The sequence below is a fragment of the Arthrobacter sp. SAFR-023 genome, assembly GCF_051965295.1.
GTDB lineage: Bacteria > Actinomycetota > Actinomycetes > Actinomycetales > Micrococcaceae > Arthrobacter.
Map to the genome: position 1 here is coordinate 1 of NZ_JBQCMF010000020.1, position 24,155 is coordinate 24,155.

The following is a 24,155-nucleotide window of genomic DNA, read 5'->3' on the forward strand; positions in this document are numbered from 1 at the left end:
GATCTGGTACTCATCCTCAATCAACAGGGCAATCTTTGATCCATGCAAACTCATGGGTGACTCACTTTCTCGTTGTGTATAGCTGCGGGATTAACGCTGGTCTCAAGGGTGCGATCCGACCCGGCCAGCAGACTGGCCGCCATTGCTGGACCGGTGAACGTCTCCGCGCCAATCATCTGGTTATCAGGTGGTCTGAACTCTTCCGCATTTGCTCGTGGGTGTCAAGGTCTTGAATGCCCCGATTGTGCCTGGGCTGAGTGAACGAACGGCACGACTCGGCAGGCCCTTGGGGATATCGATGGTGCCGCGGCAGCGTCGGCCTGAACGCCTGCTCGCCAAGGTTTATACGAGGGTTCTGGCCGCCGAGCGGATCAGCATGGCAACGGACACCGCCCCGGGATCAATGAACCCTCTGGAGTTTTCCCGCGCGTAGCTGGATTTGCCCTTGCGGGCGACCATGTCGGAAGTCGCGTCGCGGCCGGCTTCAGCCGCAGTCGCCGCCGACTCCAGGGCCTCTGACAAGGATTTCTCTTCCGTCAATTTTGCCTTCAGCGTTTGGACAGACGGCGCCAGGGCATCGAACATGGTCTTGTCTCCTTGTTTTACTTTGCCTCTTTCAACGACGCCCTGCGCGGCCGCTTCAAAGGCGTCTGACAACAGTCCCGGGTTGATCACCGGCGCGCCGCCCACCGCTCTTGCCATCCGAAGGAAGATCGTTCCGTAGAGCGCACCGCTGGACCCTCCGACCGAAGAAACGATATGCAGGCCGACGTCCTTCAGGAACTCCCCTGGAGTCGCGGCCCCGTCCCAAGCGGGCACGGATTTGAGCAGTGCCGACATGCCACGCTCCATGTTCGAGCCGTGATCCGCGTCGCCACTGGCGGCGTCCAAATCGCTGAGTACGAGATGCTGTTGGATGATCTGGTCTGCGAAATCCAGGATCCAGCGCTCCAAGTCGGTTCTTGTCAGGTTGGTTTCCGTCGTCATTTTCATCGCCCCCACCGCAATGCGGCTGTTTGGACCGGAGCATCCCATAGTCTTGTCAGCTCCTGGTCGAGTTCAAGGAAGGTTACTGCGGCGCCCGCCTGGTCGAGGGACGTCACGAAATTTCCCACCAGCTGACGTGTGACGCAGGCACCGCGGGCCTCTGCCGCCGCGGTCAGTTCTCCGGCGAGAAGATAGAGCTCGTGGTGCGGCGTGGCCCCCATCCCGTTGACCAGCATGAGAAGGTCACCGCCTTCCTGTGGTGCGAGGTCGGATAAGACCTCGCTGACCATCAGCCGTGCAATCTCCCGGGCGTTGGCCATCGGGACCCGTTCACGTCCGGGTTCACCGCTGATGCCGATACCCAGATCCATATCGGTTTCGGCAAGTTCATACACCGGCTTTCCGCGTGCAGGAGGAGTGCACGAGGAAAGTCCAACCGCGAACGTTCCCGAGCGGGCGACCACTTTCTGGGCAACGGCCAGTACCTCGGACAGTTCCCTGCCTTCTTCCGCGGCAGCGCCTGCCATCTTTTCGACGAGGACCGTGGCCCCGAGCCCCCGACGTCCGGCCGTTTCACCGTCGTCCGGGATCGACACGTCATCGTTAACGACAACCTGGGCCACCTCGATGTCTTCGAAGTACAGGATCTCCTGGGCCATCCCGAAATTCATCACCTCACCCGTAAAGTTCTTGATGATGTGCAGAACCCCCCTTCCCGCATCGGCGCGGCGGGTAGCGGCCACGATCTGGTTTGGGACGGGAGACGTGAAGATCTGCCCAGGTGCGGCGGCGTCAAGCATCCCGTAACCGACGAAACCGGTATGTGTTGGTTCGCAGCCTGACCCACCGCCCCCCACGAGCCCGACTTTCGGAAAAGTGGGAGCTTCCCGGCGTTGAAGCACCCGATTCCCGCGGTCCCACTCCAGGATCTCCCGGTGCGCGCCCACCAGCCCCGCCACGTAGTCATCCACCGCAGCCGATGGTTCGTTCACAAATTTTTTCATTGGCTTCCGCTTACCTCCGGCGTTAGGGCCCGTGTAATTCCGTGATCACACCGACCGGAGCCCCTGGCTCGATGATCAGGTGGTCTGACCAGAACTTTCCCCTAGAAAACCGATCCCGTCAATCCCCGCCCTTCGGCCGGGGACGAAAAAACTCTCGCTATGCGCGTCCCGGAGGGCCGGCCATAGCTGGCGGTTGGGCGCGGCAGCCGGAAATCAGGAAAAAGTATTGACAGTGCATTTGGCGTCTCGTAGTGTTCAGACCACCGGATCACCTGCCATCCAGCTCACTAGCGGCGGAATAGGGTCCGGTGAGGCTTGACGACCGCAACCGTGCGGAAAACCGATGGGTGCCGGCAAGGCTGCCGCCCCGAAACAAGGAGAACAAATGTCTTCATTGGACTACACCTACGAAAACATCGACAAGGTCATCGACCGTTCGCACTACCTTGCTCCGACCATCGATCCGAAGAAGACGATGCTGCTCGTCCTCGACATGCAGAAGGCGTGTGCGGAGCCCGGCGGAGCGATGTACATTCCCAGTGTCGGAGGAGCGCCGGAGGGCAAGGACACCATCGAGCCGGTCAAGAACGTGCTTGAAGCCTGCCGCGCGAAGGGCATCCCTGTCGTGTGGTCGCTCTGGGGTCTTCGCGGGGATGGTAAGGACGCCGGCTTCGCCGACGTTAAATGGGGCCTGGAAGGCCAACTCGGCAGCTTCCCGGGTTCCTGGGGCAACGGCGGTGATGAGCTCGTCGACGAACTCAAGCCGCTGGATGACGAGCCGGTGATCCGCAAGCACCGTTTCTCATCGTTTTACGGCACGCCGCTCACCGAGTACATGCGGCGCGCGGGCGCCGACACGCTCGTGATTGCGGGCCTCTCGACGGGCAACTGCCAGATTGCCACAGCCATCGACGGAGCCAATCAGGACTTCAAGATCATCACTCTCGCCGACACCTGCGCAGCCATCCCCTCGGGGCAGGACGATCCGCTGGGCTATGGCCAGCACTGGGAGGCGCTGAGGAACATCCAGGCCAACCACGGCGACGTCCGCACAAGCAAAGAGTTCCTCGAACTCATCGACGCCGTCTGAGCGCTCTTTGATTCACCGGCACGTCCCGCCGGTCACCGGCGGGACGTGCCCTCGGCAGCTACTCCTAACTGCTTTCCAATTCTCGACAACCGGCGTTCCCGGCTCCCTTGCACGCACGCCTCTGGTTCACGCTTAGTCATCAGACCACCGGGTTACCGGGATACCACAACACGGAAGCTATTTCGACAATGAGGTTGGAATGAACAACAACGAAAACTCCCAAAGCGGCGCGGCCGGAACTGGCGATCATCCCATCGTGTCCGTACGCGGAGTCGGGAAGGTCTACCCCGGCGTCGTGGCCCTGGCCAACGTCGACATCGATCTGCGCCCCGGCGAAATCCACGGACTTCTCGGCGAGAACGGCGCGGGAAAGTCAACGCTAATTAACATCCTTTCCGGAACGGTGTCCCCTACGGCCGGAACAGTCCGGGTTGCCGGCTCCGAGGTCACGATCGGGACCCCCCGGGACGCCCAGGACCTCGGCATTTCAACAGTCCACCAGGAACAGTCACTTGCCCCGAATCTCACCGCCGTGGAGAACATCTTCCTCGGCCGCGAACTCATCACCGGCAGAAACCGGGTCGCCGGCGTTCTCAACGAAAAAGAAATGCGCTCCCGTGTACTTGAACTCGCGCATGAGTTCGGCCTCACCGACCACGACATTAAAGTCCCGGTCGAAGCCCTCGGAGCCCTTAAGCAGCACGTCGTGCAGATCATCAAAGCATTGGCCTTCCGCACACAGGTCCTGATCCTGGATGAACCAACATCCGGCTTGGCCGACCACGAACGCCTCACATTGTTCAGCTACATGCGCCAGCTACGCCAGAGGGGAATCTCCCTGCTCTGGGTCACACACCGTCTCGATGAGCTCTTCGGGCTGGCCGACACCATCACAGTGCTCCGCGATGGCCAGCTCGTCGCAACCGTAGACCCTGCCGGACAGACAGCTGAATCGCTCGTCCGGCTCATGGTCGGGCGCTCCAACCTGGCAGCACGGGAAGAGATCGTCGAGGAAGGAAGGGTGCACGGCTTCACCGGGGCCCGGGACGAGGTCCTGCGGCTGGATTCAGTCACCCGTCACCCCCTTCTTCATGACATCAGCCTCTCCGTCCGCCGGGGAGAGATCCTCGGACTGGCCGGAATCGCCGGTGCAGGCCGGACCGAAACTGCAATGATCGTCCTGGGCGCCGACCGCCCGGACTCAGGAAACATCTTCCTGCATTCCCGGCCCGTGGTCATCCGCAATCCCCGCGACGCCCGCCAGAGAGGCATCACCTACGTGCCCGAAGAGCGCAAAACCCACGCTATTCTCGGCGACTTCTCGATCAAACGCAACATCACAATCTCGGACCTGAACAGGACGGCCGCTGCGGGCCTGTTCCTCCGCGGCCGCCAGGAGACGGCCACCGCGAAAAGGTACGTCAGTGACCTGGGCGTAAAGACGGGTTCCGTACAGGAAAAAATCCGCAATCTCAGTGGCGGGAACCAGCAGAAGGTCGTCATCGCACGCTGCCTCTTCACCGAACCCGATCTGATTATTTTTGATGAGCCCACCCAGGGCATCGACGTCGGCGCCAAAGCCGAGGTCTACCGGCTTATCTACGAATTCGTTGACCAGGGAGGTGCGGCAATCGTGATCAGCTCCGAACTGCCCGAACTGATCCGCGTATCCGACCGTATTGCCGTGATGCGCGAAGGAACCATAGTGGGCGAACTCGAGAGCACCGGCCGTGACGAGACAGCGTCCGAAACCAGCGAACTCGGCGAACGAATCATCTCTCTGGCAACCCGAGGAGCGGTAGCAGTATGAGCATCTTCCAGCGTTCTTCACGAGTACTTGCCATTGACGGCATCGCCGTTTCGATCGTCTTCCTGATCATGTGCGTTTACTTTGCCCTCGCATCTCCGTATTTCCTAAGCCCCGACAATATTTACAACACCTTCGTCGAATCCGTTTCCGCGGTGCTGCTGGCGGCCGGCCTGACCTTCGTCCTGATCAGCGGCGGAATCGACCTGTCCATAGGCTCCAACATCGGCCTGAGCGCAGCCGCTACCCTCTTCGCCACCATGAACGGTGCGCCCACCGTCCTTGCTGTACTTGCCGGTATCGCCACCGGGCTGATCTTCGGGCTCGTGAACGGGGCGTTCGTGGCAGGGCTGGGCGTCAGTGACTTTATCGTCACGCTGGCGACCCTGAGCATCGGGGCTGGTGTGCTGCAGGTCTTCACAGCCCGCACGCAGCTGACCGGAACCGCGGACAGCTCCTTCCTCGCCCTCGCGGGAGGAAAAATCGCCGGGATCCCGACAGGGGTGCTCATCACAGCAGTCATCCTGCTCATCCTGGAGGTCGCGCTCATCAAAACACCTTTCGGACGCACGATCTACGCCGTGGGCATCAACCCGAACGCGGCGTACTTGGCCGCGGTCAGCGTGCGCAGGACCAAGTTCTCGGTCTTCATCATCTCCGGAATCGTTGCCGGCATCGGCGGAGTGCTCCTGGCATCCCACCTCAACTCCGTCCAGCCCGGACTCGGGGGCGGTTATGAGCTGACAGCGATCGCCGGGTGCGTAGTGGGCGGAGTCGCCCTCGCCGGTGGCCGTGGAAGCATCTGGCGCGCTGCCCTCGGCGCCTTCTTCCTATCCATCCTCAGCCGCGGTCTGCAACTGATCGGGGTCGACCCGCTCTGGTTCTCGATCGTGACCGGCGCGGCCATCGTTGCCGCGGTAGCCTTCGACCGCGGCGCCCAAAAATGGCTGCAGTCCACGCTCCGCCCGGTGTCCCCGGCAGCGGCCGCAGCCCAGACTGCCCAGTGAGGCCCGACATGTCTTCTTCCCTGAACGCACCAGCCCTCGGCAACCGGATCGAAACGCTCCTCGCGAAGCCAGGATCCGGCCTGGTGGCCCTGCTCATCCTGTTCATCATCACGATGACCTTAGTGGCACCGTCTTTCCTCAGTTTCGGAAACTGGGAAAACATAGCAAACCAAGCGGTCTTCGTGCTGCTTCTCGCCCTCGGCATGACGATCGTGCTCATCGCCCGTGGAATCGACCTCTCCGTTGGTTCGGTCATGGGCCTCTCGGCCGGTGTAACGGCCTTCCTGATCAACCAAGGGCTCATCTTCCCACTCGCATTATTAGCAGGCATTGGCTGCGGTCTCGTTTGCGGCCTGCTGAATTCACTGATGATCACAAAGCTGGGGCTGCCCGATTTTGTTGCCACGCTCGCCATGCTCGGTGTAGCCAGGGGCGTGCTGTTCCTCTGGACCAAGGGAACGCCCTTCACCCGCTACATGACCCCCGAGTACAGGATCGTCGGAGGCCAGGTCAAGCTCGGCGGCATCATCAGTGTCCCGATCATAGTTGCCATCATCCTGTGCATCCTCGTCTCCTTCATGCTGCGCAAATCCGTCATCGGACGCTACCTGTACGCCGTCGGAGGCAGCCCGGACGCGGCCCGGCTCTCGGGTATTTCAGTCTCGAAGGTGAAGACATTCGCCTATGTCGTAAGCGGTGGGTGCGCCGGACTCGCCGGAGTAATCCTCGCCGGACGCGCCACCAACGTGGCCCCGACTCTGGGGACGGGCTATGAAATCCTGGCCATTACGGCCGCAATCATCGGCGGTGCAGCCCTGACCGGAGGCCGCGGCCGGATGGTGGGGGCCATTCTCGGCGCCCTGACCATCACCCTGATCGCAAACGCGATGAACATTGCAGGCGTCACGTCCGAATGGCAACAGGTCGTCACTGGAATCATCCTGTTGCTTGCCGTACTTCTCGATCGCATTACCGCCTACTTCCAGCAGCGCCAGAACAGCGCGGAAATCGAACAATCCCCGCAGCAAGAACAAGAATCGGCACCCTCGGCGATGCCCAAACAGGCCTTGAGCTGATCCACCTTTGCCCGAAGCCTGGGACCCGCCACCGGCCACCCGCTAGCGCTACCGGCTGATAGTGATCCCGCTCCCCTGCCAGACAACCGCACCGCACCCCCTGCCTGCCTTTCAAAGGAGAAATACAATGGACACAACCTCGACCCGAAACGAGAATGGGACGTCAGGATCCACCCGCCGCAACATTCTCGGAGCAGGCGCCCTGATGGGGACACTCGGTCTTCTCACCGCCTGCACAACTCCTCCCGGCGGGTCCACCGCCGGCGCTGGCGGGGCTGGAGGCAGCGGCGCCGAAGGCAGCGCCGAATTCACCGACGCCCTCAAAAAACTCGTCAACGGGCGCACGGTCCAGGTTGGATTCACCCCTCCGGTCCTGTCCGAGTACTACACGCAGATGGAAAACGCCGCCTTCACGCGGATGGCACAACTGGAAGACCTCTACGGGGTCAAATGGAAATGGGAAAAGTCATCCCCCACCGGCAACTTCAACGCCGTTGAACAACAGATCAGCACCGTCCAGACCTGGACAAGCCGCAAGTTCGACGTCGTCTTCATCTGCACAGGCGCCAACTTCGCCACCATGCAGGGCGTCTATAAGAACGCCATGAACGCCGGCACCAAGATCTTCCAGTTCAACCAGCCCGTCGAACTCTATCCAGTAGATCAGATCAACACCGTCTCCAACATTGGCTACGACAACCGCACACAATCCGGCTATGTGGCTGGAAAATATATCGCGGAGACCCTCAAAGGCAAGGGCAAAATCGTTCAGATCATGGGCCCCTCCGGCTCTGACTGGACGAAGGCACGGCTAATCGGCTTCAACCAGGCCCTGTCCGAAAATCCGGGCATCGAAGTCGTGGGAACGGCAGACGGCGGCTATTTGCGCGACAAGGGACTCACCGCCGCCCAAGACCTCCTCACCCGGCACCCCGACATCAATGCCATCTACGGAGAAAACGAAGACATGGCCCTCGGCGCCTCACAGGCCGTCGACGCTGCCGGACTGAAACAATGGGACGGGTCCCAAGGCATCGTGATCGTGGGCGCAGACGGCCTGCTCTCGGGCATGGATGCGATCCGGAACGGCAAACTGACGGCCTCAGTGGATGTGAATTCCGTCGATAACGCCATCAGGATGATCGACACCGCCTTCCAGTCCGTGGTCCTGAAAAACTATGTCCCCAAGATCTCCAACATCACGACGCATCTGGTGACCAAGGACAACGTCGAAGCTTACGCCTCGTACATCAACGGCATCATGGCCCCGAAGAAAACATACTGACCCGACGCTCCATTCGCATCGGTATCTAAAGGGTGTGAAGCCATCTCCCACTGGGGCAGTCGGGGAAAGGCGAACTTTGTCACCGCCACGCCCGGTCTTTTGTTGCCGAATGGGCCGGTGTTCAGGCCACCGGACCAGTATCATAGGAATGTACCGAGCATTTTCGGGTTGGCGAAAGAGGGATCATGACCGAATCTACAAACAGGATCGAGCGTGTGGCGCGGCTCAGAGTGTCCGACTCCGTCGCTGCCCAGCTGACGCAACTGATCACCAACGGTGCCTATGCTGTGGGAGAAAAGCTACCGGCCGAGCGCGTCCTCGCAGACGAATTCGGGGTAAGCCGCAGTTCGATGCGCGAAGCAATCCGGGGTATCGAGGCAAGCGGTCTGGTAAGCAGCAGTCATGGCGTGGGCGTCTTCGTGGTCAGCAATACCGTCGCTGCCCAAGGCCAGTCCGACCTGCTCGTGTTCGAAGATTTCACAGTGCCCGAGCTGTTTGAAGTACGGCGCATGATCGAACGCGACGCGGCCGGTTGGGCCGCGCAAAGAATCACGCCCGCCACCACTGCCGCGCTGGAGAGCATCATGGAAACATGCTCGGATCCCGACCTCTCGGACGAGGAATTCGTGCAGCTGGACATCAAGCTCCACCAAACAATCGCGAAGGCTTCGAAGAACGAGCTGCTGGCAACTATCTACGGCAGCCTGGAGCCGATGCTGCTCAAATATTCGCTTCGGGTGATTTCCCTGCCAGGGCGTCGCGAAGACTCCCATGCAGGACACGGCAAAATTGTTGACGCCATCGTCGCCGGCCGCGTGCGCGAGGCACGAGATGCCGCCGTGGCCCATATTCGCGACGTCGAAAGGGACATCGCCAAAAACCTGGCACAACCGGTAGCCAGCCAAACCTAACTAGGGCTCTCGCGCCGCCGCTCCATAGTTGGCCGCGGCAGCATAAACGCCAAATCCTCCGGGATTTTCCGCGGAGCCCAACCCATCATGGACGAACGGATAACGCGATATGGTCGCATCTTCTCCCCCACAGCCCACGCTTCCGCTCACGGGCCAGGTGATAGCGGTGTTGCGCACCACTCACGCGAGCAAATATCTGCCCGTCATCGAAAGCCTGGTCGCCGGTGGTGTCCGGTTCATCGAGCTCACGCTCACAACCAAGGGCGTGTTCGATCATCTGGCGGAGATCAGGACGGCTTTCGGAGACACTGCGGAAATAGGCATCGGCACGGTTACCACCACGGGCCAGGCGGAACGCGCCCTCGACGTCGGGGCCCAGTTCCTGGTCACGCCGTCAACCAACCTCGACATCGTCAATACCGCTGTGGCTCGTGGAATACCGATAGTCCCCGGCGGCCTGACCCCGACCGAACTGCACGCGGGATGGAGTGCGGGCGCGGTAGCCGTCAAAGTCTTCCCCGCTTCCACTGTTGGGCCGGATTACATCGGTCAACTCCACGGCCCGTTCCCACAGATGCAGCTCATACCCAGTGGCGGCATCACCATCGAGGACGCACCTCAGTGGATTTCGGCCGGCGCCCTCGCCGTCAGCCTCGGCGGCCCGCTGTTGGGTGATGCCTTCGACGGCGGCAGCCTCGCCCAACTCACAGAAAGGGCACGACGCGTGACCGAACTGGTATCTGCGGCGGCCAAGGACCGTAAAGGCACAAACCGGTGATCACTGTGGATTCCGAGGCTGATAGCGCTGCTGTCACCCCCCGCAATGTCACCGACGTCGTGACCATAGGTGAAACCATGGCGCTGATGAAGGCCGAGTCCTCCGGGCCCCTTGCCCACGTCGCTTCACTAAGCCTGGGCATGGGAGGTGCAGAGAGCAACTTTGCGATAGCGCTGCGCAGGCTCGGCACCTCCGTGACATGGGCAGGTAGAGTCGGAGCCGACAGTTTGGGAGAAATGGTGCTGCGTGAACTCGCAGCGGAAGCCATTAACACACTCGCCTCCCGTGACCACACAGCTCCCACCGGGCTCATGATTAAGGAACGTAGGACAGCTGAGGCCGTAAAGGTCTGGTACTACCGCAAAGGCAGCGCCGGATCCCGCCTATGCCGTGAGGACGTCCCAGCCGAGCAGATCGCCCAAGCCAAACTGCTGCACATAACCGGCATCACCCCGGCGCTGTCTGCAAGCGCCGCCGATGCGGTCGGCTACGCCCTCGACTGTGCCCAGGCCGCCGGTACTCTGGTCTCCTTTGATTTGAACTACCGTTCGGCGCTCTGGTCCAAGGAAGAAGCGGGCGACCAGTACCGTCGAATAATACCCAGAGCGGACGTTGTGTTTGCCGGGGACGCTGAAGCAGCCATCGCAGTAGGCGATGCACAAGACCCTTGGGAACTCGCTCGACGAATTAACGAAATGGGAGCATCTCAGGCGGTCATAAAACTCGGCGCCGACGGTTGCGTCGCAGTCGTCCACGGCCAATCGCACGCTCAACGTGCAGTCCCCATCCGGGCCGTTGACACAGTAGGGGCAGGAGACGCTTTCGTCGCCGGATACATCGCCGAGCTACTCAACGGCCGGGACGTTCCCCAGCGCCTTCTGACCGCCGTCCGGACTGGCGCATTCGCTTGTCTGGTGCCCGGAGACTGGGAAGGCATGCCCCGACGTAACGAGCTGGACCTCCTGGACTCCACAGAACCGGTCTCCCGATAAACACGGCACCTCACTCACTCCGTGTGAAAGCAAAATCCAGCCCAAAAGTGGACGGAGACCTCGAAGGTGAAAATCAACAACCCGGCAGCCACGCCTAATGAGGGCATCCTGGCAGAGGCACTAACGGCCTGGAAACGGGCCTTTGACCAGCATAGGCCCGAAGACATGGTCAGGCTCTTTTCACGCGATGCGCTCTTCCAGGGACTCAGCCCAACTCTGCTCACCGGACGAAAAGAAATTTTCGACTGCTTCGCTGCCCTGCCCCCCGGTATCAAGGCAACCTTCCAAATTATCCAAGCCCGCCAGCTGGCTCAAGGTCTAGTCTGCGGATTCGCCGCCCTCCGCTTCACCTACCCAGACGCCAGAACGGCGCAGGTGCAGCTATCTCTCGTGCTCAGCAGGGACGGTCAGAAATGGTTGATTGCCCAGTACCACGCCTCTAGGACGTCCCAAGGGAAAAAACCCCGCACATCCGCGCTAGCGGCCATGATGAATCCGTTCGCCGTGGACGAAGCCTGAAAGAACCGGACAGCTTTGAGGCCCTTTTTTGTCCAATATCAGCCGAAGTCAAAAGCGGCCGGAGAGCAGGGACAATTCTGCTGGTTGGCAAGAAGCCCTGCAACCTAGATCCTCGCGCGGCAATCTTCACCGTCTGCTGGGAGACCCCGGCGGACCGGGCAACGTCGGACATCCGGGGAGCCTTTGACCGGGAGGCCAGCCGCTCGCCGCGCCCGTTGGAGTTTCGGGCTTCTGAGGGGGCAGGGGTCGTGGACACCACTCCATTATCCCCGGGCTATCATCGGCCGGCCCCGCAGCGCGACCCGGTCGGCGCCACCTGTCATGGGCGGCGCCGATAGCGCAGGACTTCGGGATGCTGATCGTATGGCCACCACGCCCCCACCATGTACTTACGGGTCGTGTAGCTGCCATCCATGGTTGACGCCAGCGACAGGGCCCATCGCCCAAACCGCCCCATTCTCGGTGCCTCCTACACCGAGGCTGACACCTGCAGCCCAACCCTCAGCTTGTGAGACCGCAGTTTCACCGTCGCCAGGCTGAGTGCACCCCAACCTGACGTTGATGTTTCTGGTCTCTTAACGTGTTTCTGTAGAGGGCCTAGAACTCAATCCGACAGGCTGATGTCTTGGAGGCACCGGTGGCTGGACAGCGAATGGGGTACGTGCGTGTCAGCACGCTGGACCGGAATGAGAAGCGCCAGCTCGACGGCCAGGTTCTGGACCGGGTCTTCGCAGACAAAGCTTCGGGCCGAGACACGTCCAGACCGGAACTGGCGGAACTGCTGCGGTTCGCCCGCGACGGGGACACCATCGTGGTGCACAGCATGGACCGGCTCGCCCACAACCTCGATGACCTGCGTGCACTTGTCCAGACTCTGACCCGCAAGGGCGTGCGAGCGGAGTTCATCAAAGAGAACCTGGTCTTCACCGGGGAGGACTCCCCATGGCCAACGTCATGCTCTCCGTCATGGCAGCGTTCGCCGATTTTGAAGGCTCGCTGATCGCCATCCCGCTGACGCAGCATAGACGTCACTCCCCCGGCAGACCTTCCAGGGGTACCGCGGCCCGGTCGTCGCCGACTGGGGGGAACTCGTTGAGGGCGCAGCGTCGTCCTCATCCGGCCGGACCAGGAATCTGCACCGGTGGAGGGAGCCGTCGACGCTGCCACCCGCGACGGCGAGCAGATCTGGGTCCTGGCGAAAGGGGGACCTGCATGTACCACCGCATAGACGGCTACAAGACGCTCCTCGACCTCCCACCCGGCGAAGCCGGGATGCATGGAGTCGACACCCCTTAATGCCACTGACCTCCCCTTTGCCTATGCCGCGCAGCCGCCGTCAGAAAGCCCCCGGAGCATCGGCCATGATTGAGTGCATTTGGGCGGCGGCGTCGCTCCCCGGAGCCGGGGTGTAGACAACGAGGTGCAGGTCGGGCCGGTCCGAGGGCGAAAGCTGGTGGTGTTCCAGCTGCAGGACCCCCACGGCAGGGTGGTGGAACAGCCGCTCACGTGATTCGAAGCCCAGGATGTCGTACCGGTCCCAGCCTTCCCTAAATTCCGGGCTGGCCTCCTTCAGCCGCTCGACCTGGTGCTGGATGTCGGGGTCACCGAGGCGTTGCCCGGTCTCGGCGCGGAACTCCGCCAGGAAGCGCTTGCTTGTGACGTCCCAGTCGGGCAGCAGGTCCCGGACGTAGGGGTCGGTGAACACCAGCCACAGAAGATTGCGGTCCGCCGGGGCCACCGACGCGATGTTCGGATACAGCGCCGCGTAGGCCTTGTTCCAGCCCGCCACGCCCCAGTCCGGGAACAGGGCGAAGGAAGGATTGGGATCCAAAGCGTCCAGCAGGCGCTGGATATGGGCCGGCGCCGTGGCGGCCTCGGAACTGGCTGGCGATGCTGTGGCGTACCCGCCAAGCGACAGGACATAACCCAGCCCGGTATCCGAAAGATGCAGGGCACGGCTGACAGCCTCCAGCACCTGCCGGGACGGGCTGATGTCCCTGCCCTGCTCAAGCCACGTGTACCAGGTGACACTGACGCCCGACAGGAACGCGACCTCCTCGCGGCGCAGCCCCCGCTCGCGTTTCCGGGCAATCGGCGGCAAGCCGTAGTCGGCGCGGACGGCTTGGTCCCTGCGCGCCCGAAGGAAAAGACCCAATTCTTTGCGACGGCCGGAATCCTGCACCTGAAAATACTATTACTCTATTACTCTCACTACTAGTATCAAGAGCATCTTCCACCGGGCATCGGAGCCCAGCATGATGGTATTCATGCCTCCTCTTCGTTCACGCACTGTCACCCACGGCCGCAACATGGCCGGCGCCCGCGCACTGCTGCGCGCCTCCGGCGTCGCCAACACGGACATCGGCAAGCCGATCATCGCCGTGGCCAACTCCTTCACCGAATTCGTGCCCGGCCACACGCACCTCGCCCCTGTGGGCCGGATCGTCTCCGACGCGATCCTCGCCGCCGGCGCCGTACCGCGGGAGTTCAACACCATCGCCGTCGACGACGGCATCGCCATGGGCCACTCCGGCATGCTCTACTCGCTGCCGTCCCGCGACCTGATCGCCGATTCAGTGGAGTACATGGTCAACGCCCACTGCGCCGACGCCCTGGTGTGCATCTCCAACTGCGACAAGATCACCCCCGGCATGCTCATGGCCGCGCTGCGCCTTAACATCCCCGCCGTGTTCGTCTCCGGCGGCCCGATGGAGGCCGGACGAGTGACCCTGACCGACGGTTCAGTGCGCTCCCTGGACCTGGTGAACGCGATTGCCGATGCCGTGGACGAGTCCATCTCCGATGCCGACATCAACCTCATCGAAGAGAACGCCTGCCCCACCTGCGGTTCCTGCTCCGGTATGTTCACCGCCAACTCCATGAACTGCCTCACCGAGGCCATCGGCCTGTCCCTGCCCGGCAACGGCTCCGTGCTGGCCACCCACACCGCGCGCAAGGCGCTGTACGAGAAGGCCGGTTCCACCGTCGTCGAGCTGGTGAAGCGCTATTACGACGGCGACGACGACTCCGTGCTGCCGCGATCCATCGCCACCGCCAAGGCCTTCGACAACGCCATGGCCCTGGACATCTCCATGGGCGGTTCCACGAACACCATCCTCCACCTGCTGGCCGCTGCCCAGGAGGCGGGCGTGGACTACGGACTGGCCGAGATGGATGCCAAGTCCCGCCAGGTGCCGTGCCTGGCCAAAGTGGCCCCGAACGTCGCCGAGGACAAGACGTATTACATGGAGGACGTGCACCGTGCTGGCGGCATCCCCGCCCTGCTGGGCGAACTGAACCGCGGCGGCCTCCTGCACAAGGACGTCCACTCCGTGCACTCCGGTGACCTGGACGGCTGGCTGGATGACTGGGATGTTCGCGGCGGCAAGGCCACCGAGGAAGCGAAGGCCCTGTGGCACGCAGCTCCCGGCGGAGTCCGTTCCTCCACCGCGTTCTCCCAGTCGAACGAGTGGACCTCCCTGGACACCGACGCCGAGGATGGTTGCATCCGCTCCGTCGAGCACGCCTACTCAAAGGAAGGCGGCCTGGCCGTACTGCGTGGCAACGTCGCCGTCGACGGCGCTGTGGTGAAGACCGCCGGCGTGGACGAATCCATCTGGACCTTCTCGGGCCCGGCCGTTGTGTGCGAATCCCAGGACGAGGCCGTGGAGAAGATCCTGAACAAGACCATCAAGGAAGGCGACGTGGTGGTCATCCGCTACGAAGGCCCCAAGGGCGGTCCGGGCATGCAGGAAATGCTCTACCCAACGTCGTTCCTCAAGGGCCGCGGGCTGGGCAAGAAGTGCGCCCTCATCACCGACGGCCGCTTCTCCGGCGGCACCTCCGGCCTCTCGATCGGGCACATCTCACCGGAGGCGGCCTCCGGCGGCACCATCGCCCTGGTGGAAGACGGCGACATCATCAGCATCAACATCAGCCAGCGCTCCATGCAACTGGAGGTCTCCGACGAGCTCCTCGCCGAACGCCGCGAGAAACTGCTGATCAACGGCGGCTACAAGCCCAAGGACCGGGACCGCCAAGTGTCCGCCGCGTTGCGGGCGTACGCCGCCATGGCCCTGTCCGCTGACAAGGGCGCCGTCCGCGACATTTCCTTCCTCGAGAACTAACGGCCGCCCACCTAAAAGATCCAGCTGATTCAGAACGTTCGCGAGAGACAGCGGATCATCGAGCATGCTTGTGCTGACAGCGGATACGGCCAGTACTTAGTTGGGGGCACGGGTCGGCACCCACCCGGCGGCGAGGGTGCCGATTTTCGCGGCTGCCGTTACGTCTGAGCTTGTTTCTGTAATCTCCAGGTTGTCGCCGCTGATGACCAGCACGTCACACTTTCCTGCGGCCTGGAGCCATGCCGCGTGGGACGGGTCGTGGACGTCGAGCTGCCGCAGATGGAAGCTGTCGCCCTGTATCTCCAAGGAGACGGTGCCGTCCCGTCTCATCAGGCATTCGGCGCCTTCGGGCACGGGCCGGGCTTCGTCCACAACGCCCTGGAGATCATCGGTGAGGGGAGAGCCGGAACCCGGCGCTAAGCAGGGAGACTATGTGGGCGGACACGGGTTCCCCGCCGGGCTCGCGGAAGAGCACGACCGGGTCAATCGTGTAGGCCAGTACGGGGACGAGCGTCTTTCCGGCCTCGGTCCGGCGCAGAACAATGAACTGGGCCCCGAGGCTTCGAAGCTGAACCGGATCCGGGCTGCTGGTTACCGTTAGGGCTGGTTCGCGGCACTGACGGTGGCTGATGTAGGTGCGGTACTCGGTCCCGTCCGGAGCGATGTGGTGAACGAGGTCCACCACCAGCGACAGTAGACATTCAGCGGTCAGGGAGACGCCGCAGGATGCGCAGACCGTGGCCGTAGAAGCGGCCCTGGTCACATAGTCAGCAGCCTCGCGGTCCTTGAACCCTTCGAGGCCTTCATCCCACGCCACATTCCGGTGATGCGCATATCGTCAGGGTATCTTTCCTGCTTCAAAATCCGAGAGTCTTCCCCCGGTTTGATTGCCCAAGCCAAATCTTTAGTTCCTCGGCGTCCTTCCATATCCCTTTGGGACGGCCGATTCCAGCACGGGTCATAGCCGGGAACGGGTGGAGGTAGGGCGTTTTTGCCGGCGAGGGTGTTTCACTCTTGGTGCTGGGGGCCGACCCGGTGGCGGGAGGCTGGGTAAGGGGTGTCTTGCTGTGCCAGGAGCGTCCGTGATGAAGTTGCAGCGGCAGTGAATTCTGGGGCGGGACGATTCAGTTACCGGCGGCGTTGACGGTCGCGGCATGCGCCTTCAGGGCGTCGAGTGCACGGGCGCCGGACATCGCCCTAGGATAAGCCTCATGGCATCAGACGATGAGAAGGACCCTCCTGTACCCTCCGATCTCGTCGGCGCCCCGAAGCGCATCCGCCGCGAACAGGTGGCCCAGAAATGTGACCGGTCCACCCGCGAAGCCCTTGCAGACGACCCGAACGACTGAGACTGACCCTGAACAAGATGGACTGGCCGGACCAGGTATCGCGGTGGTCCACGGGGGTCAGCGCCGCCACGGCGCCGATGACGCCGGCCCGACATAACTCAGGGCGGCGGCCCCGTGTGGTCACCCACGAGGCGCCATGTCGAAGCCTGGCCGCAAGATGTGAATGACGGGCCGAGCGACGAGGACAATTTAACGGGCCGAGCCTTCCGGTCGAAGACCATACGGGTCTGCAGCGCGCTCAGCCTGCGCCATGCGGACTTGGCCCGGTTCTGGCCGAAGGCCGCGGTTCGGAAGAGGGCTGCAGGCGCCATGCAAGCCATGGCGAGGAGTTGCAGGGACGTCGGGTGCTGCTAAAACGCCGGTGGTGTGCCGGCGGTGGTCAAGAGTTCGACCGGGTCACCGGCCAGGTACATCCTGCGCTCGGCCTGGCCGTTGAGCCGGATCCAGACAATGCCGCCGTCGGGCATCAGTGCGTCGACTATCCCTTGTTCTGGCAGCCTTCCACCCTCGCGCACCTGGACCTGCTCTCCCTCGCACAGGTTCTGCCACTGTGCTGCGTGGCGGGCAGCCATGTTCTCGGCGTCGTCGATGTAGTCGTCGAAGCTTTCATCCATGAACCTGATCAAAGCACAGGAAGGTGAATCCGGCGTGGAAGGCGCGGACATCCGTCCTTCGGTTGTCGGGAAGAGGGGTCAGCGCATTCGAAGCCCAGCGAATGCGGGCGTACTCGGCCTGGCCATTGGCACGCACCGTCGACTACCCCTCGACATCCTTACTAAGGGTGCTAAGTATTGAGGCTCCTTAGGTACCTATTTCGCAAAGGGGGCTGGTCTGCCCGGTTTCCGGGGAGGCCAGCCGCCTTAAATCCTCGGGCCTCCCGCCCCTTTGGGGTGGACTCAGAGGTCCTATACGTATCCCACTCCCTTGCGGCTCATGTACGCGTACCCGGGTGACGTGCGCCCTGGACGACATACTTCCGCGGCCCGCAGGGTGGACACAGGAAGAGAGCGGAAAAGTGAAGGCAGTAGTTTACAAAGGACTGAACGACATCAGCGTTGAGGACGTACCGGACGCCAAAATCGAGCACCCTGCCGACGTGCTGGTGCGGATCACCTCGGCTAATATTTGTGGCTCGGATTTGCACATGTATGAGGGCCGCACCAGCTTTGAACCCGGACGCTCCTTTGGGCATGAGAACCTCGGCGAAGTCGTCGAGACCGGGCCGGCGGTAAGCAAAGTAAAGGTAGGTGATCGTGTCGGACCGCCCCTCCTACCCCCGCGAGCAACCCGGCATCGAGACGGGTGCGCACTGGGACTTCCCCGAACGCCAACCGGAGAGATGGCCCCGGGAACGGTCCGTCGAGCACGCCTTCCTCACCCCCGTTTTTGGGACCTCCGCACCTCCTGCCGGGGTCTCCGCCCTGGCTGCTGGACTGCACCAATGCAACGACCACGGCGGCGATGCTCGCGATACAGGCGGTGATGATCGCGTTGTCGGTCACATGGGAGACGGACTCCTCACGGCAACCCGTTCAGTCCCTGCGGGGTCCTGCCGCCAGCAGATCCGCCACACCCATGCCAGAGCGATGACGCCAGCGGTGCACCACGCGAGCAGGGGCGCAAGGGCAGGTGCCAGGGTTACCGAGGAGGTGTTGTACGTCGTCCACCCTAGCGTCGGAGTACTGACGCGGCGCAAGAGTACTGAGACATCAGTGGATCAACCCTGCCACAGTCGGTGCCCCTGTGGGCACTGGCGCGGTGGGCGGAGCCGCAGCCACCAGCCTGAGGAACCTGCGAAAGCAGCGCGCGGCTACCGATTGCAAAACGTCCTCATGTTTGGGATGGAACAGGTAGGTCCTAAAAGCGAAACGTCCATGTGTTGCATGTTGCATGCAACACATGTAAAACTCTTGATTGCATCACGACACAACGTAGTGTTTGCCCAATAGCAGGGAGAAGGCTAGTGCATCAACCAGGCAAGCCGCTTAGCGGCGTCTACCGTGCCGAATTCAGGCCGCGACCGTGTCTCTTGTGCAATCAGCATCTGGGCTGTGTTCACTATGTGCCTGTTCAATGCCTGACCGACGCCCTGAACGTCTCCGGTCATGAATGCGTCAAAGATGTCGAGATGATCCTCGAAACATTCCATAGCACTGCGCGAAGTAGGAACTGTTCCAACGCCGCTCATCAGCACAAGGTTGCGCTGGTCCTGAAGCAGGATGACAGCCTTCGTGTTGCCGCTGCCCTGCAACAAGCTCCGGTGAAAATCCCGGTCAGCTCGCAAGGTGGCCTCAGAATCGCCGCTTTCGGCGACATGCCTAAAGTGCTCAAAAACAGTCTTCACAGCCGTCGTTGTCGTTTCATCTTGCAGCGCCGTCGCCCGCCGGGCTAGCGGAACTTCGAGCATCAGGCGAACTTCGAAACCTTGAAGAAGGCTTTCAACGCTGGCGGTGATGACTCGGACGCCGCGGTTTTTCTCGATCTCAACCAGTCCCAATCGGGACAGTTCGAGCAAAGCTTCACGCACTGGAGTTCTGGAGATACCGCCAATCTGTTCCCCCAGTTGACCGGCGGTGTACAGCTCTCCCGGCTGCAGGTCTCCAGCCAGGATCGCCTGACGAAGCAGCTGGGTTGCTTGCTCGGCCAAGTTGCCGGCGCGGCGAACGTTTTCCACATGACGAGTATGTCATCTCATTTTGATTGTTGAGGTAGGAACAAATGCAAAAAGAACAGTCCTTCGCCGTCGTGGGTGCCGGGATCATCGGAGCGGCGGTGGCGCGTGAGCTCACCCTGCGTTTCCCTGGCTCGTCGGTGACCATCTTCGAAAAAGAGCCTCATGTCGCCGCCCACCAGACCGGGCATAACTCAGGGGTGGTCCACGCCGGCCTCTACTACGAGCCGGGGGGCTTGAAGGCGCGACTGTGCCGTCGAGGTGTATCACTCCTCAAGGACTTCTGCATCGAGCGGGGCCTTCCGTATGACGAGTGCGGAAAAATAGTCGTCGCTCTGAATCAAGTGGAAGAAGATCGGCTGCAGAAAATTTACGAGCGCGCCCTCGCCAACGGGGTTCCAGGGGTGAAAATGCTGGATGCCGCGGAAATTAAAGAAGTTGAACCGAACGCCACCGGACGCGCGGCGCTGCATTCCCCAGGAACGGCCATCGTAGACTACGCGAAAGTCACCGGCGCCCTCATCGATGACGTGCTCGCCGCCGGCGGCACCCTCTCCCTCAACACCGAAGTCAAGCAGATCACCGATGGGCCTTCAGGCGTGATCGTCAGGACAGACAGCGCAACCCAAATCTTCGACCTCGTTGTCGTTTGCGCTGGGCTGCAGTCAGACAGGCTCTCCAAGAAGTCCGGCGGCGAGAATGACCCGCGAGTCGTACCATTCTTCGGCCAGTACTTCGTACTGGAACCAGACTATCGAGACCATGTAAAGGGCCTCATCTATCCTGTCCCGGACCCGAAGTATCCCTTCTTGGGAGTGCACTTAACCAAGCGCATTGACGGAGAGATGATGGTCGGTCCCAACGCCTTCCTGTCGCTCTCACGCGAGATCTACCACGGGTTGGGCCTCCACCCGCGGGACACCGCCGAAGTCCTCGCCTACCCGGGATTCTGGAAATTCGCGTCGCAAAACCTTCCCACAGCAGCCAGGGAAATCCGATCCGTCATCTCGAAGAAAATTTTCCTCCAGCAGGCCCAGCAATACGTGCCCTCCTTGAAGGACGCGGACGCCTCGCGCGCCACCAGGGGCATTCGAGCCCAGGCCCTCAGAAGTGACGGGTCACTGGTGGACGACTTCGTCATTCAGCAACTTGGCAGGGTCACGCACATCCGCAATGCGCCCTCCCCCGGAGCCACCTCTTCCTTGGCCATCGCCGAACACATTGTCGAAGCCGCCATTACCGCGAACTCACTCCCTTCAGCGCCGAAGCAACTCTAAGCACCCATCCCGTTAACCCCGCGAAGCGGCTGCGCCTCGCATCAGAGAAACAGGAAAGCCCTGTGAACACACAACTACTAAACGAAACCCCCCTCGAGGAGAAAACCCGCCTCCGACGGGTTGCGACTGCCACTATCGTCGGAACTACCGTCGAATGGTACGACTTCTACCTCTACGCAACCATGGCCTCTCTTGTCTTCGGCAAAGTATTCTTCCCCGCCGGGGACAGCCAGACCGCCACCCTGCAGGCGTTCGCCACCTTCGCCATCGGCTTCATTGCACGACCAATCGGAGGTATCGTCTTCGGACAGATGGGGGACCGTCTCGGCCGCAAGAAAACGCTGGTCATCACCTTCTGCCTCATGGGAATCACCACAGCGTTCATTGGTTTCCTGCCCACTTACGAGCAGATCGGATACTGGGCTCCGGCGATGCTCGTAATCCTACGGATCTTCCAGGGAATGGGCGCAGGGGCCGAATATGCGGGAGCAGCAGTCGTATCCTACGAACACGCTCGAGACGGGAAACGCGGTTCCCAGGGCGCCTGGCCGGCCTTGGGCCTCAACCTCGGCCTCGTCCTGTCCTCCCTGACAATCTTCGTCCTAAGCCTCAACGGCGACCAGTTCCTCATCAACGGCGGGTGGCGTATTCCCTTCGTCGCCAGCCTGGTTCTGGTCATGATCGGACTGTGGGTTCGAAAGGCAATGCCGGAGTCCCCAGAGTACGAAAAAGCTGCTGCCGAAAAGCCCAGGGCAAAGCTGCGATCCGTCTTCCGCCACCAATGGCGAGGGTTGCTCGTGGTCTTCATTGTCGCGATCGGATACAACGCACTCAGCTACATTTTCAAGACTTTCTCCGTTGCCTACCTCGGCGAATTTCAAAAGATCAACTCGAGCGTGAATTCCTCCGCGATCCTCGTAGCCGGCATCATAGCAATCATCACAGTGCCCATCTTCGGCCACCTGTGCGACCGTTTCAGCAGCAGGACGATCATCCTCAGCGGCGGCGTTCTAGCCGCTGCCTTCGCGTTCCCCTTCCTCACCCTTCTGCAAACCGGGCAAGCCTGGGCAGCATACGTTGCCATCGGAATCGGCACGGGAGTCCTTGCGCCCATGATGTTTTCTGCCCAAGGGGCGTTCCTAAGCCGCCAGTTCCCCACTGAGTCCCGCAGCACAGGAGTTGGCACCAGTCGCGAGATCGGCACCGCGGTCGCGGGCGGTCTTGCCCCCTTGGGTGCACTGTCGATGGTGGTAGCCTCTCCCACGCATTCCACGGCCGGAGTCGGAATAGTCCTCGTGATCGCCGGGCTCCTTGTACTCGTCGGATCACTCTTCGATCAAGGCCGCAGATTCAGCGCCAGCCGGAACTAGAACGCACATTTTCCGGCGGGCGGATTGGGTCGTTCCGCCCGCCGGAACGAGGCGCCTTCACCGTGCTTATCCTTCCCCGCATACAACATGAACGGCCTGGGCGGGTCGTCGCCGGGCTGCCCGAAGACGCTAAGCGGTAGCGGGTCCCTGCTGACATCCATACAGACCATGCAATGTTCGTGGCACCAGACGGCCAAGCTTCATGAAAGGCGCCATTGACAATGGAAGCAGGACGGTACGCCGAGCAGCGGCGACATCCTGCACCGGGGGAATCACAATGGGGGTAATATGCTGCGGCGTTGCCGTCAGCAGTGCCATGAGGAAACCGGACCTCCGCCACAACCTTCTGGTGATCTCTCAGATCGTGGCTTGAAGGAGCGGTCAGTGCTTCCTCTGAGCCGGGCTCGTCCGAGCCTTCGGCGCGCGGAGAACTGAGAAGGCGCCATTGTCCTGCATGATTCCGTTCTGTAGGGGGTACGGGGCTACTGGCGTTATCGTTTTTTCCTGACCTCTGCGTGGCGGTAAGGAGTGGCTCGTGCTCGTCGATGCTGTTTTCCAGGTCCAGCCGGTCGATCTTATGGCTGCCCGTCTGCAGATGGCCCTTTCGCTGGGCTGGCACATTATTGTGGCGTGTTTCGGCGTCGGCATGCCGGCCATCACATTGTTGGCGGAGTGGCGCGGCCATAAGACGGGCGACCTGAATTACCGGTTGCTGGCCCGGCGCTGGGCGCGGGTGATGGGCGTCTTGTTCGCTGTCGGGGCTGTGTCGGGGACCATTCTCTCGTTCGAGATGGGCTTGCTGTGGCCGGGCCTGATGGGAGTGTATGGCGAGGTGATCGGCCTGCCTTTCACGTTGGAGGGCATTGCCTTCTTCATCGAAGCCATCTTCCTTGGCATCTACCTCTATGCCTGGGACCGGCTGCCTGCGCGGGTTCACATGCTGACAGGCATTCCCGTGATTTTGGCCGGGGTTGCCAGCGCCTTCTTTGTGGTCACCGCGAACGCCTGGATGCAGCAGCCGACGGGATTCGATGAGGAGAACGGCCGAATCATCTCGGTGGACCCGGTGGCGGCTATGTTCAGCCCTGCCACCCCGCCTCAGACCGTCCACATGATCCTCGCCGCATTCATGGTGGCCGGTTTTGGAATGGCCTCGGTCTACGCTTTCGCCATGCTGCGCGGGCGGCGCGACAGATACCACCGGCTCGGTTTCGTGCTGCCCTTCACCATCGCTGCCGCCATCACGCCCATCCAGATTGGGGTAGGCGACTGGGCAGCCCACTTCGTCGCGGACTACCAGCCAGTGAAACTCGCCGCCATGGAGGGAATCTTCGAAACCCAACGCTCAGCCCCGCTGCACATCGGCGGCGTCGCCATTGATGGGGACATGCAGTACGCCATCGAAATTCCCGGCGGCCTGTCCCTCCTGGCGCACTTCGACCCCAACGCGGAGGTCATGGGATTGAATGAAGTCCCGGAAGACGCACGGCCCCCGGTAAACGTCGTGCATCTCGCCTTCCAGGCGATGGTCGGAGGAGGCTTTGCCCTGCTGGCGCTGTCGCTCTGGATGGCGGTCGCCTGGAAACGCCGAAGGGAGTTGCCGCGAACCAAATGGTTCCTGCGGGCCGCCTCGGTCTCGGGACTGATCGCGGTGGTCTGTCTGGAAGCAGGCTGGGTGGTCACTGAAGTCGGCCGGCAGCCCTGGATCGTCTTCGGAGTCCTAAGAACGTCGGACGCCGTCAACCCCGCACCAGGCCTGTTCTACGGGTTCATTCTCGTGTCGGTCGTCTACCTCTTCCTCACCGTTGCCACCGTCTATGTGCTGCGGCGGCTGGCCAAAGACAAGCCCGTCCCCCTGGCCCCCCAGGAGTCGGACGTAACCGGGTACAAAATCATTTAGGAGGT

At 61.9% G+C, this 24,155-nt stretch carries 21 protein-coding genes and 2 pseudogenes; 16 read left to right on the forward strand and 7 right to left on the reverse strand.

What is annotated here, in order from left to right; genetic code table 11:
- Positions 1-342: 342 nt before the first annotated feature.
- Together dhaL and ACTHQX_RS18790 are read right to left on the reverse strand one after the other, a co-directional pair.
- The gene (gene dhaL / locus ACTHQX_RS18785; RefSeq protein ID WP_440158757.1) at positions 343-987 is read right to left on the reverse strand and encodes a dihydroxyacetone kinase subunit DhaL; all 645 of its coding nucleotides are present in this window, start codon (positions 985-987) and stop codon (positions 343-345) included.
- A gap of 2 nt (positions 988-989) precedes the next feature.
- Positions 990-1,991, reverse strand: coding sequence for a dihydroxyacetone kinase subunit DhaK (locus ACTHQX_RS18790; RefSeq protein WP_440158756.1), 1,002 nt, complete (start codon positions 1,989-1,991; stop codon positions 990-992).
- A gap of 385 nt (positions 1,992-2,376) precedes the next feature.
- Between ACTHQX_RS18790 and ACTHQX_RS18795 the strand changes: the two genes are divergently transcribed.
- From ACTHQX_RS18795 to ACTHQX_RS18840, 10 genes and pseudogenes are all read left to right on the forward strand, one after another.
- Complete coding sequence (locus tag ACTHQX_RS18795) at positions 2,377-3,081, forward strand: cysteine hydrolase family protein (protein ID WP_440158755.1); 705 nt, start codon at positions 2,377-2,379, stop codon at positions 3,079-3,081.
- Positions 3,082-3,280: 199 nt separating this feature from the next.
- Positions 3,281-4,891 carry a sugar ABC transporter ATP-binding protein gene (locus tag ACTHQX_RS18800; protein WP_440158754.1) on the forward strand — a complete coding sequence of 537 codons (1,611 nt, stop codon included), beginning with the start codon at positions 3,281-3,283 and terminating at the stop codon, positions 4,889-4,891.
- The gene (locus ACTHQX_RS18805; protein WP_440158753.1) at positions 4,888-5,895 is read left to right on the forward strand and encodes an ABC transporter permease; all 1,008 of its coding nucleotides are present in this window, start codon (positions 4,888-4,890) and stop codon (positions 5,893-5,895) included. Before ACTHQX_RS18800 ends, ACTHQX_RS18805 begins: the two co-directional genes overlap by 4 nt.
- Positions 5,892-6,971, forward strand: coding sequence for an ABC transporter permease (locus ACTHQX_RS18810; protein WP_440174646.1), 1,080 nt, complete (start codon positions 5,892-5,894; stop codon positions 6,969-6,971). Before ACTHQX_RS18805 ends, ACTHQX_RS18810 begins: the two co-directional genes overlap by 4 nt.
- A 127-nt stretch (positions 6,972-7,098) precedes the next feature.
- Positions 7,099-8,256 (forward strand): sugar ABC transporter substrate-binding protein, encoded by a 1,158-nt coding sequence (locus ACTHQX_RS18815; RefSeq protein ID WP_440158751.1) that lies wholly within the window; start codon positions 7,099-7,101, stop codon positions 8,254-8,256.
- A 185-nt stretch (positions 8,257-8,441) separates the two neighbouring features.
- Complete coding sequence (locus tag ACTHQX_RS18820) at positions 8,442-9,167, forward strand: FadR/GntR family transcriptional regulator (RefSeq protein ID WP_440158750.1); 726 nt, start codon at positions 8,442-8,444, stop codon at positions 9,165-9,167.
- A 109-nt stretch (positions 9,168-9,276) separates the two neighbouring features.
- Positions 9,277-9,945: a bifunctional 4-hydroxy-2-oxoglutarate aldolase/2-dehydro-3-deoxy-phosphogluconate aldolase gene (locus ACTHQX_RS18825; RefSeq protein WP_440158749.1), complete on the forward strand. Its 669-nt coding sequence runs from the start codon at positions 9,277-9,279 to the stop codon at positions 9,943-9,945.
- Positions 9,942-10,937 (forward strand): sugar kinase, encoded by a 996-nt coding sequence (locus tag ACTHQX_RS18830; protein WP_440158748.1) that lies wholly within the window; start codon positions 9,942-9,944, stop codon positions 10,935-10,937. Before ACTHQX_RS18825 ends, ACTHQX_RS18830 begins: the two co-directional genes overlap by 4 nt.
- A gap of 66 nt (positions 10,938-11,003) precedes the next feature.
- Complete coding sequence (locus ACTHQX_RS18835; RefSeq protein ID WP_440158747.1) at positions 11,004-11,456, forward strand: YybH family protein; 453 nt, start codon at positions 11,004-11,006, stop codon at positions 11,454-11,456.
- A 637-nt stretch (positions 11,457-12,093) separates the two neighbouring features.
- Positions 12,094-12,458: pseudogene (locus ACTHQX_RS18840) on the forward strand (recombinase family protein); the annotation flags it as partial.
- Between the two features lie 334 nt (positions 12,459-12,792).
- Here the strand turns inward: ACTHQX_RS18840 and ACTHQX_RS18845 are convergent.
- Positions 12,793-13,638: a helix-turn-helix transcriptional regulator gene (locus tag ACTHQX_RS18845; RefSeq protein ID WP_440158746.1), complete on the reverse strand. Its 846-nt coding sequence runs from the start codon at positions 13,636-13,638 to the stop codon at positions 12,793-12,795.
- An 85-nt stretch (positions 13,639-13,723) separates the two neighbouring features.
- Here ACTHQX_RS18845 and ilvD point away from each other — a divergent pair, with 85 nt between their 5' ends.
- Positions 13,724-15,583: a dihydroxy-acid dehydratase gene (gene ilvD / locus ACTHQX_RS18850; RefSeq protein ID WP_440158745.1), complete on the forward strand. Its 1,860-nt coding sequence runs from the start codon at positions 13,724-13,726 to the stop codon at positions 15,581-15,583.
- A 96-nt stretch (positions 15,584-15,679) separates the two neighbouring features.
- Here ilvD and ACTHQX_RS18855 read toward each other — a convergent pair whose 3' ends face one another.
- Positions 15,680-15,913, reverse strand: coding sequence for a hypothetical protein (locus ACTHQX_RS18855; RefSeq protein ID WP_236806021.1), 234 nt, complete (start codon positions 15,911-15,913; stop codon positions 15,680-15,682).
- A gap of 55 nt (positions 15,914-15,968) precedes the next feature.
- On the reverse strand, positions 15,969-16,400 hold the full coding sequence (locus ACTHQX_RS18860; protein ID WP_440158744.1) for a hypothetical protein: 432 nt from the start codon (positions 16,398-16,400) through the stop codon (positions 15,969-15,971).
- A 394-nt stretch (positions 16,401-16,794) separates the two neighbouring features.
- On the opposite strand from ACTHQX_RS18860, the gene ACTHQX_RS18865 reads away from it, so the two are divergent.
- Positions 16,795-16,932 (forward strand): hypothetical protein, encoded by a 138-nt coding sequence (locus tag ACTHQX_RS18865; RefSeq protein ID WP_236806019.1) that lies wholly within the window; start codon positions 16,795-16,797, stop codon positions 16,930-16,932.
- 350 nt (positions 16,933-17,282) lie between these two features.
- Here ACTHQX_RS18865 and ACTHQX_RS18870 read toward each other — a convergent pair whose 3' ends face one another.
- A complete protein-coding gene (locus ACTHQX_RS18870; protein WP_236806018.1) occupies positions 17,283-17,546 on the reverse strand; it encodes a hypothetical protein in 264 nt (87 codons plus the stop codon).
- 530 nt (positions 17,547-18,076) lie between these two features.
- Between ACTHQX_RS18870 and ACTHQX_RS18875 the strand changes: the two are divergent.
- Positions 18,077-18,142: pseudogene (locus tag ACTHQX_RS18875) on the forward strand (hypothetical protein); the annotation flags it as partial.
- 750 nt (positions 18,143-18,892) lie between these two features.
- On the opposite strand, the gene ACTHQX_RS18880 reads toward ACTHQX_RS18875, so the two are convergent.
- Positions 18,893-19,606, reverse strand: coding sequence for a GntR family transcriptional regulator (locus ACTHQX_RS18880; RefSeq protein WP_236806017.1), 714 nt, complete (start codon positions 19,604-19,606; stop codon positions 18,893-18,895).
- Positions 19,607-19,650: 44 nt separating this feature from the next.
- Between ACTHQX_RS18880 and lhgO the strand changes: the two genes are divergently transcribed.
- The 3 genes from lhgO to ACTHQX_RS18895 all read left to right on the forward strand — a co-directional run bounded on the left by lhgO (position 19,651) and on the right by ACTHQX_RS18895 (position 24,150).
- Positions 19,651-20,880: an L-2-hydroxyglutarate oxidase gene (lhgO, locus tag ACTHQX_RS18885; RefSeq protein WP_236806016.1), complete on the forward strand. Its 1,230-nt coding sequence runs from the start codon at positions 19,651-19,653 to the stop codon at positions 20,878-20,880.
- A gap of 62 nt (positions 20,881-20,942) precedes the next feature.
- The gene (locus ACTHQX_RS18890) at positions 20,943-22,250 is read left to right on the forward strand and encodes an MFS transporter (RefSeq protein ID WP_236806015.1); all 1,308 of its coding nucleotides are present in this window, start codon (positions 20,943-20,945) and stop codon (positions 22,248-22,250) included.
- Positions 22,251-22,785: 535 nt separating this feature from the next.
- The gene (locus ACTHQX_RS18895; RefSeq protein WP_236806014.1) at positions 22,786-24,150 is read left to right on the forward strand and encodes a cytochrome ubiquinol oxidase subunit I; all 1,365 of its coding nucleotides are present in this window, start codon (positions 22,786-22,788) and stop codon (positions 24,148-24,150) included.
- Positions 24,151-24,155: the final 5 nt, after the last annotated feature.

Bases quoted from the DNA above. Each gene is read 5' to 3' on its own strand.
- dhaL (WP_440158757.1), bottom strand. From the start codon at position 987: ATGACGACGGAAACCAACCTGACAAGAACCGACTTGGAGCGCTGGATC.
- ACTHQX_RS18790 (WP_440158756.1), bottom strand. From the start codon at position 1,991: ATGAAAAAATTTGTGAACGAACCATCGGCTGCGGTGGATGACTACGTG.
- ACTHQX_RS18795 (WP_440158755.1), top strand. From the start codon at position 2,377: ATGTCTTCATTGGACTACACCTACGAAAACATCGACAAGGTCATCGAC.
- ACTHQX_RS18800 (WP_440158754.1), top strand. From the start codon at position 3,281: ATGAACAACAACGAAAACTCCCAAAGCGGCGCGGCCGGAACTGGCGAT.
- ACTHQX_RS18805 (WP_440158753.1), top strand. From the start codon at position 4,888: ATGAGCATCTTCCAGCGTTCTTCACGAGTACTTGCCATTGACGGCATC.
- ACTHQX_RS18815 (WP_440158751.1), top strand. From the start codon at position 7,099: ATGGACACAACCTCGACCCGAAACGAGAATGGGACGTCAGGATCCACC.
- ACTHQX_RS18820 (WP_440158750.1), top strand. From the start codon at position 8,442: ATGACCGAATCTACAAACAGGATCGAGCGTGTGGCGCGGCTCAGAGTG.
- ACTHQX_RS18825 (WP_440158749.1), top strand. From the start codon at position 9,277: ATGGTCGCATCTTCTCCCCCACAGCCCACGCTTCCGCTCACGGGCCAG.
- ilvD (WP_440158745.1), top strand. From the start codon at position 13,724: ATGCCTCCTCTTCGTTCACGCACTGTCACCCACGGCCGCAACATGGCC.
- ACTHQX_RS18855 (WP_236806021.1), bottom strand. From the start codon at position 15,913: ATGAGACGGGACGGCACCGTCTCCTTGGAGATACAGGGCGACAGCTTC.
- ACTHQX_RS18865 (WP_236806019.1), top strand. From the start codon at position 16,795: ATGGCATCAGACGATGAGAAGGACCCTCCTGTACCCTCCGATCTCGTC.
- ACTHQX_RS18870 (WP_236806018.1), bottom strand. From the start codon at position 17,546: ATGGATGAAAGCTTCGACGACTACATCGACGACGCCGAGAACATGGCT.
- lhgO (WP_236806016.1), top strand. From the start codon at position 19,651: ATGCAAAAAGAACAGTCCTTCGCCGTCGTGGGTGCCGGGATCATCGGA.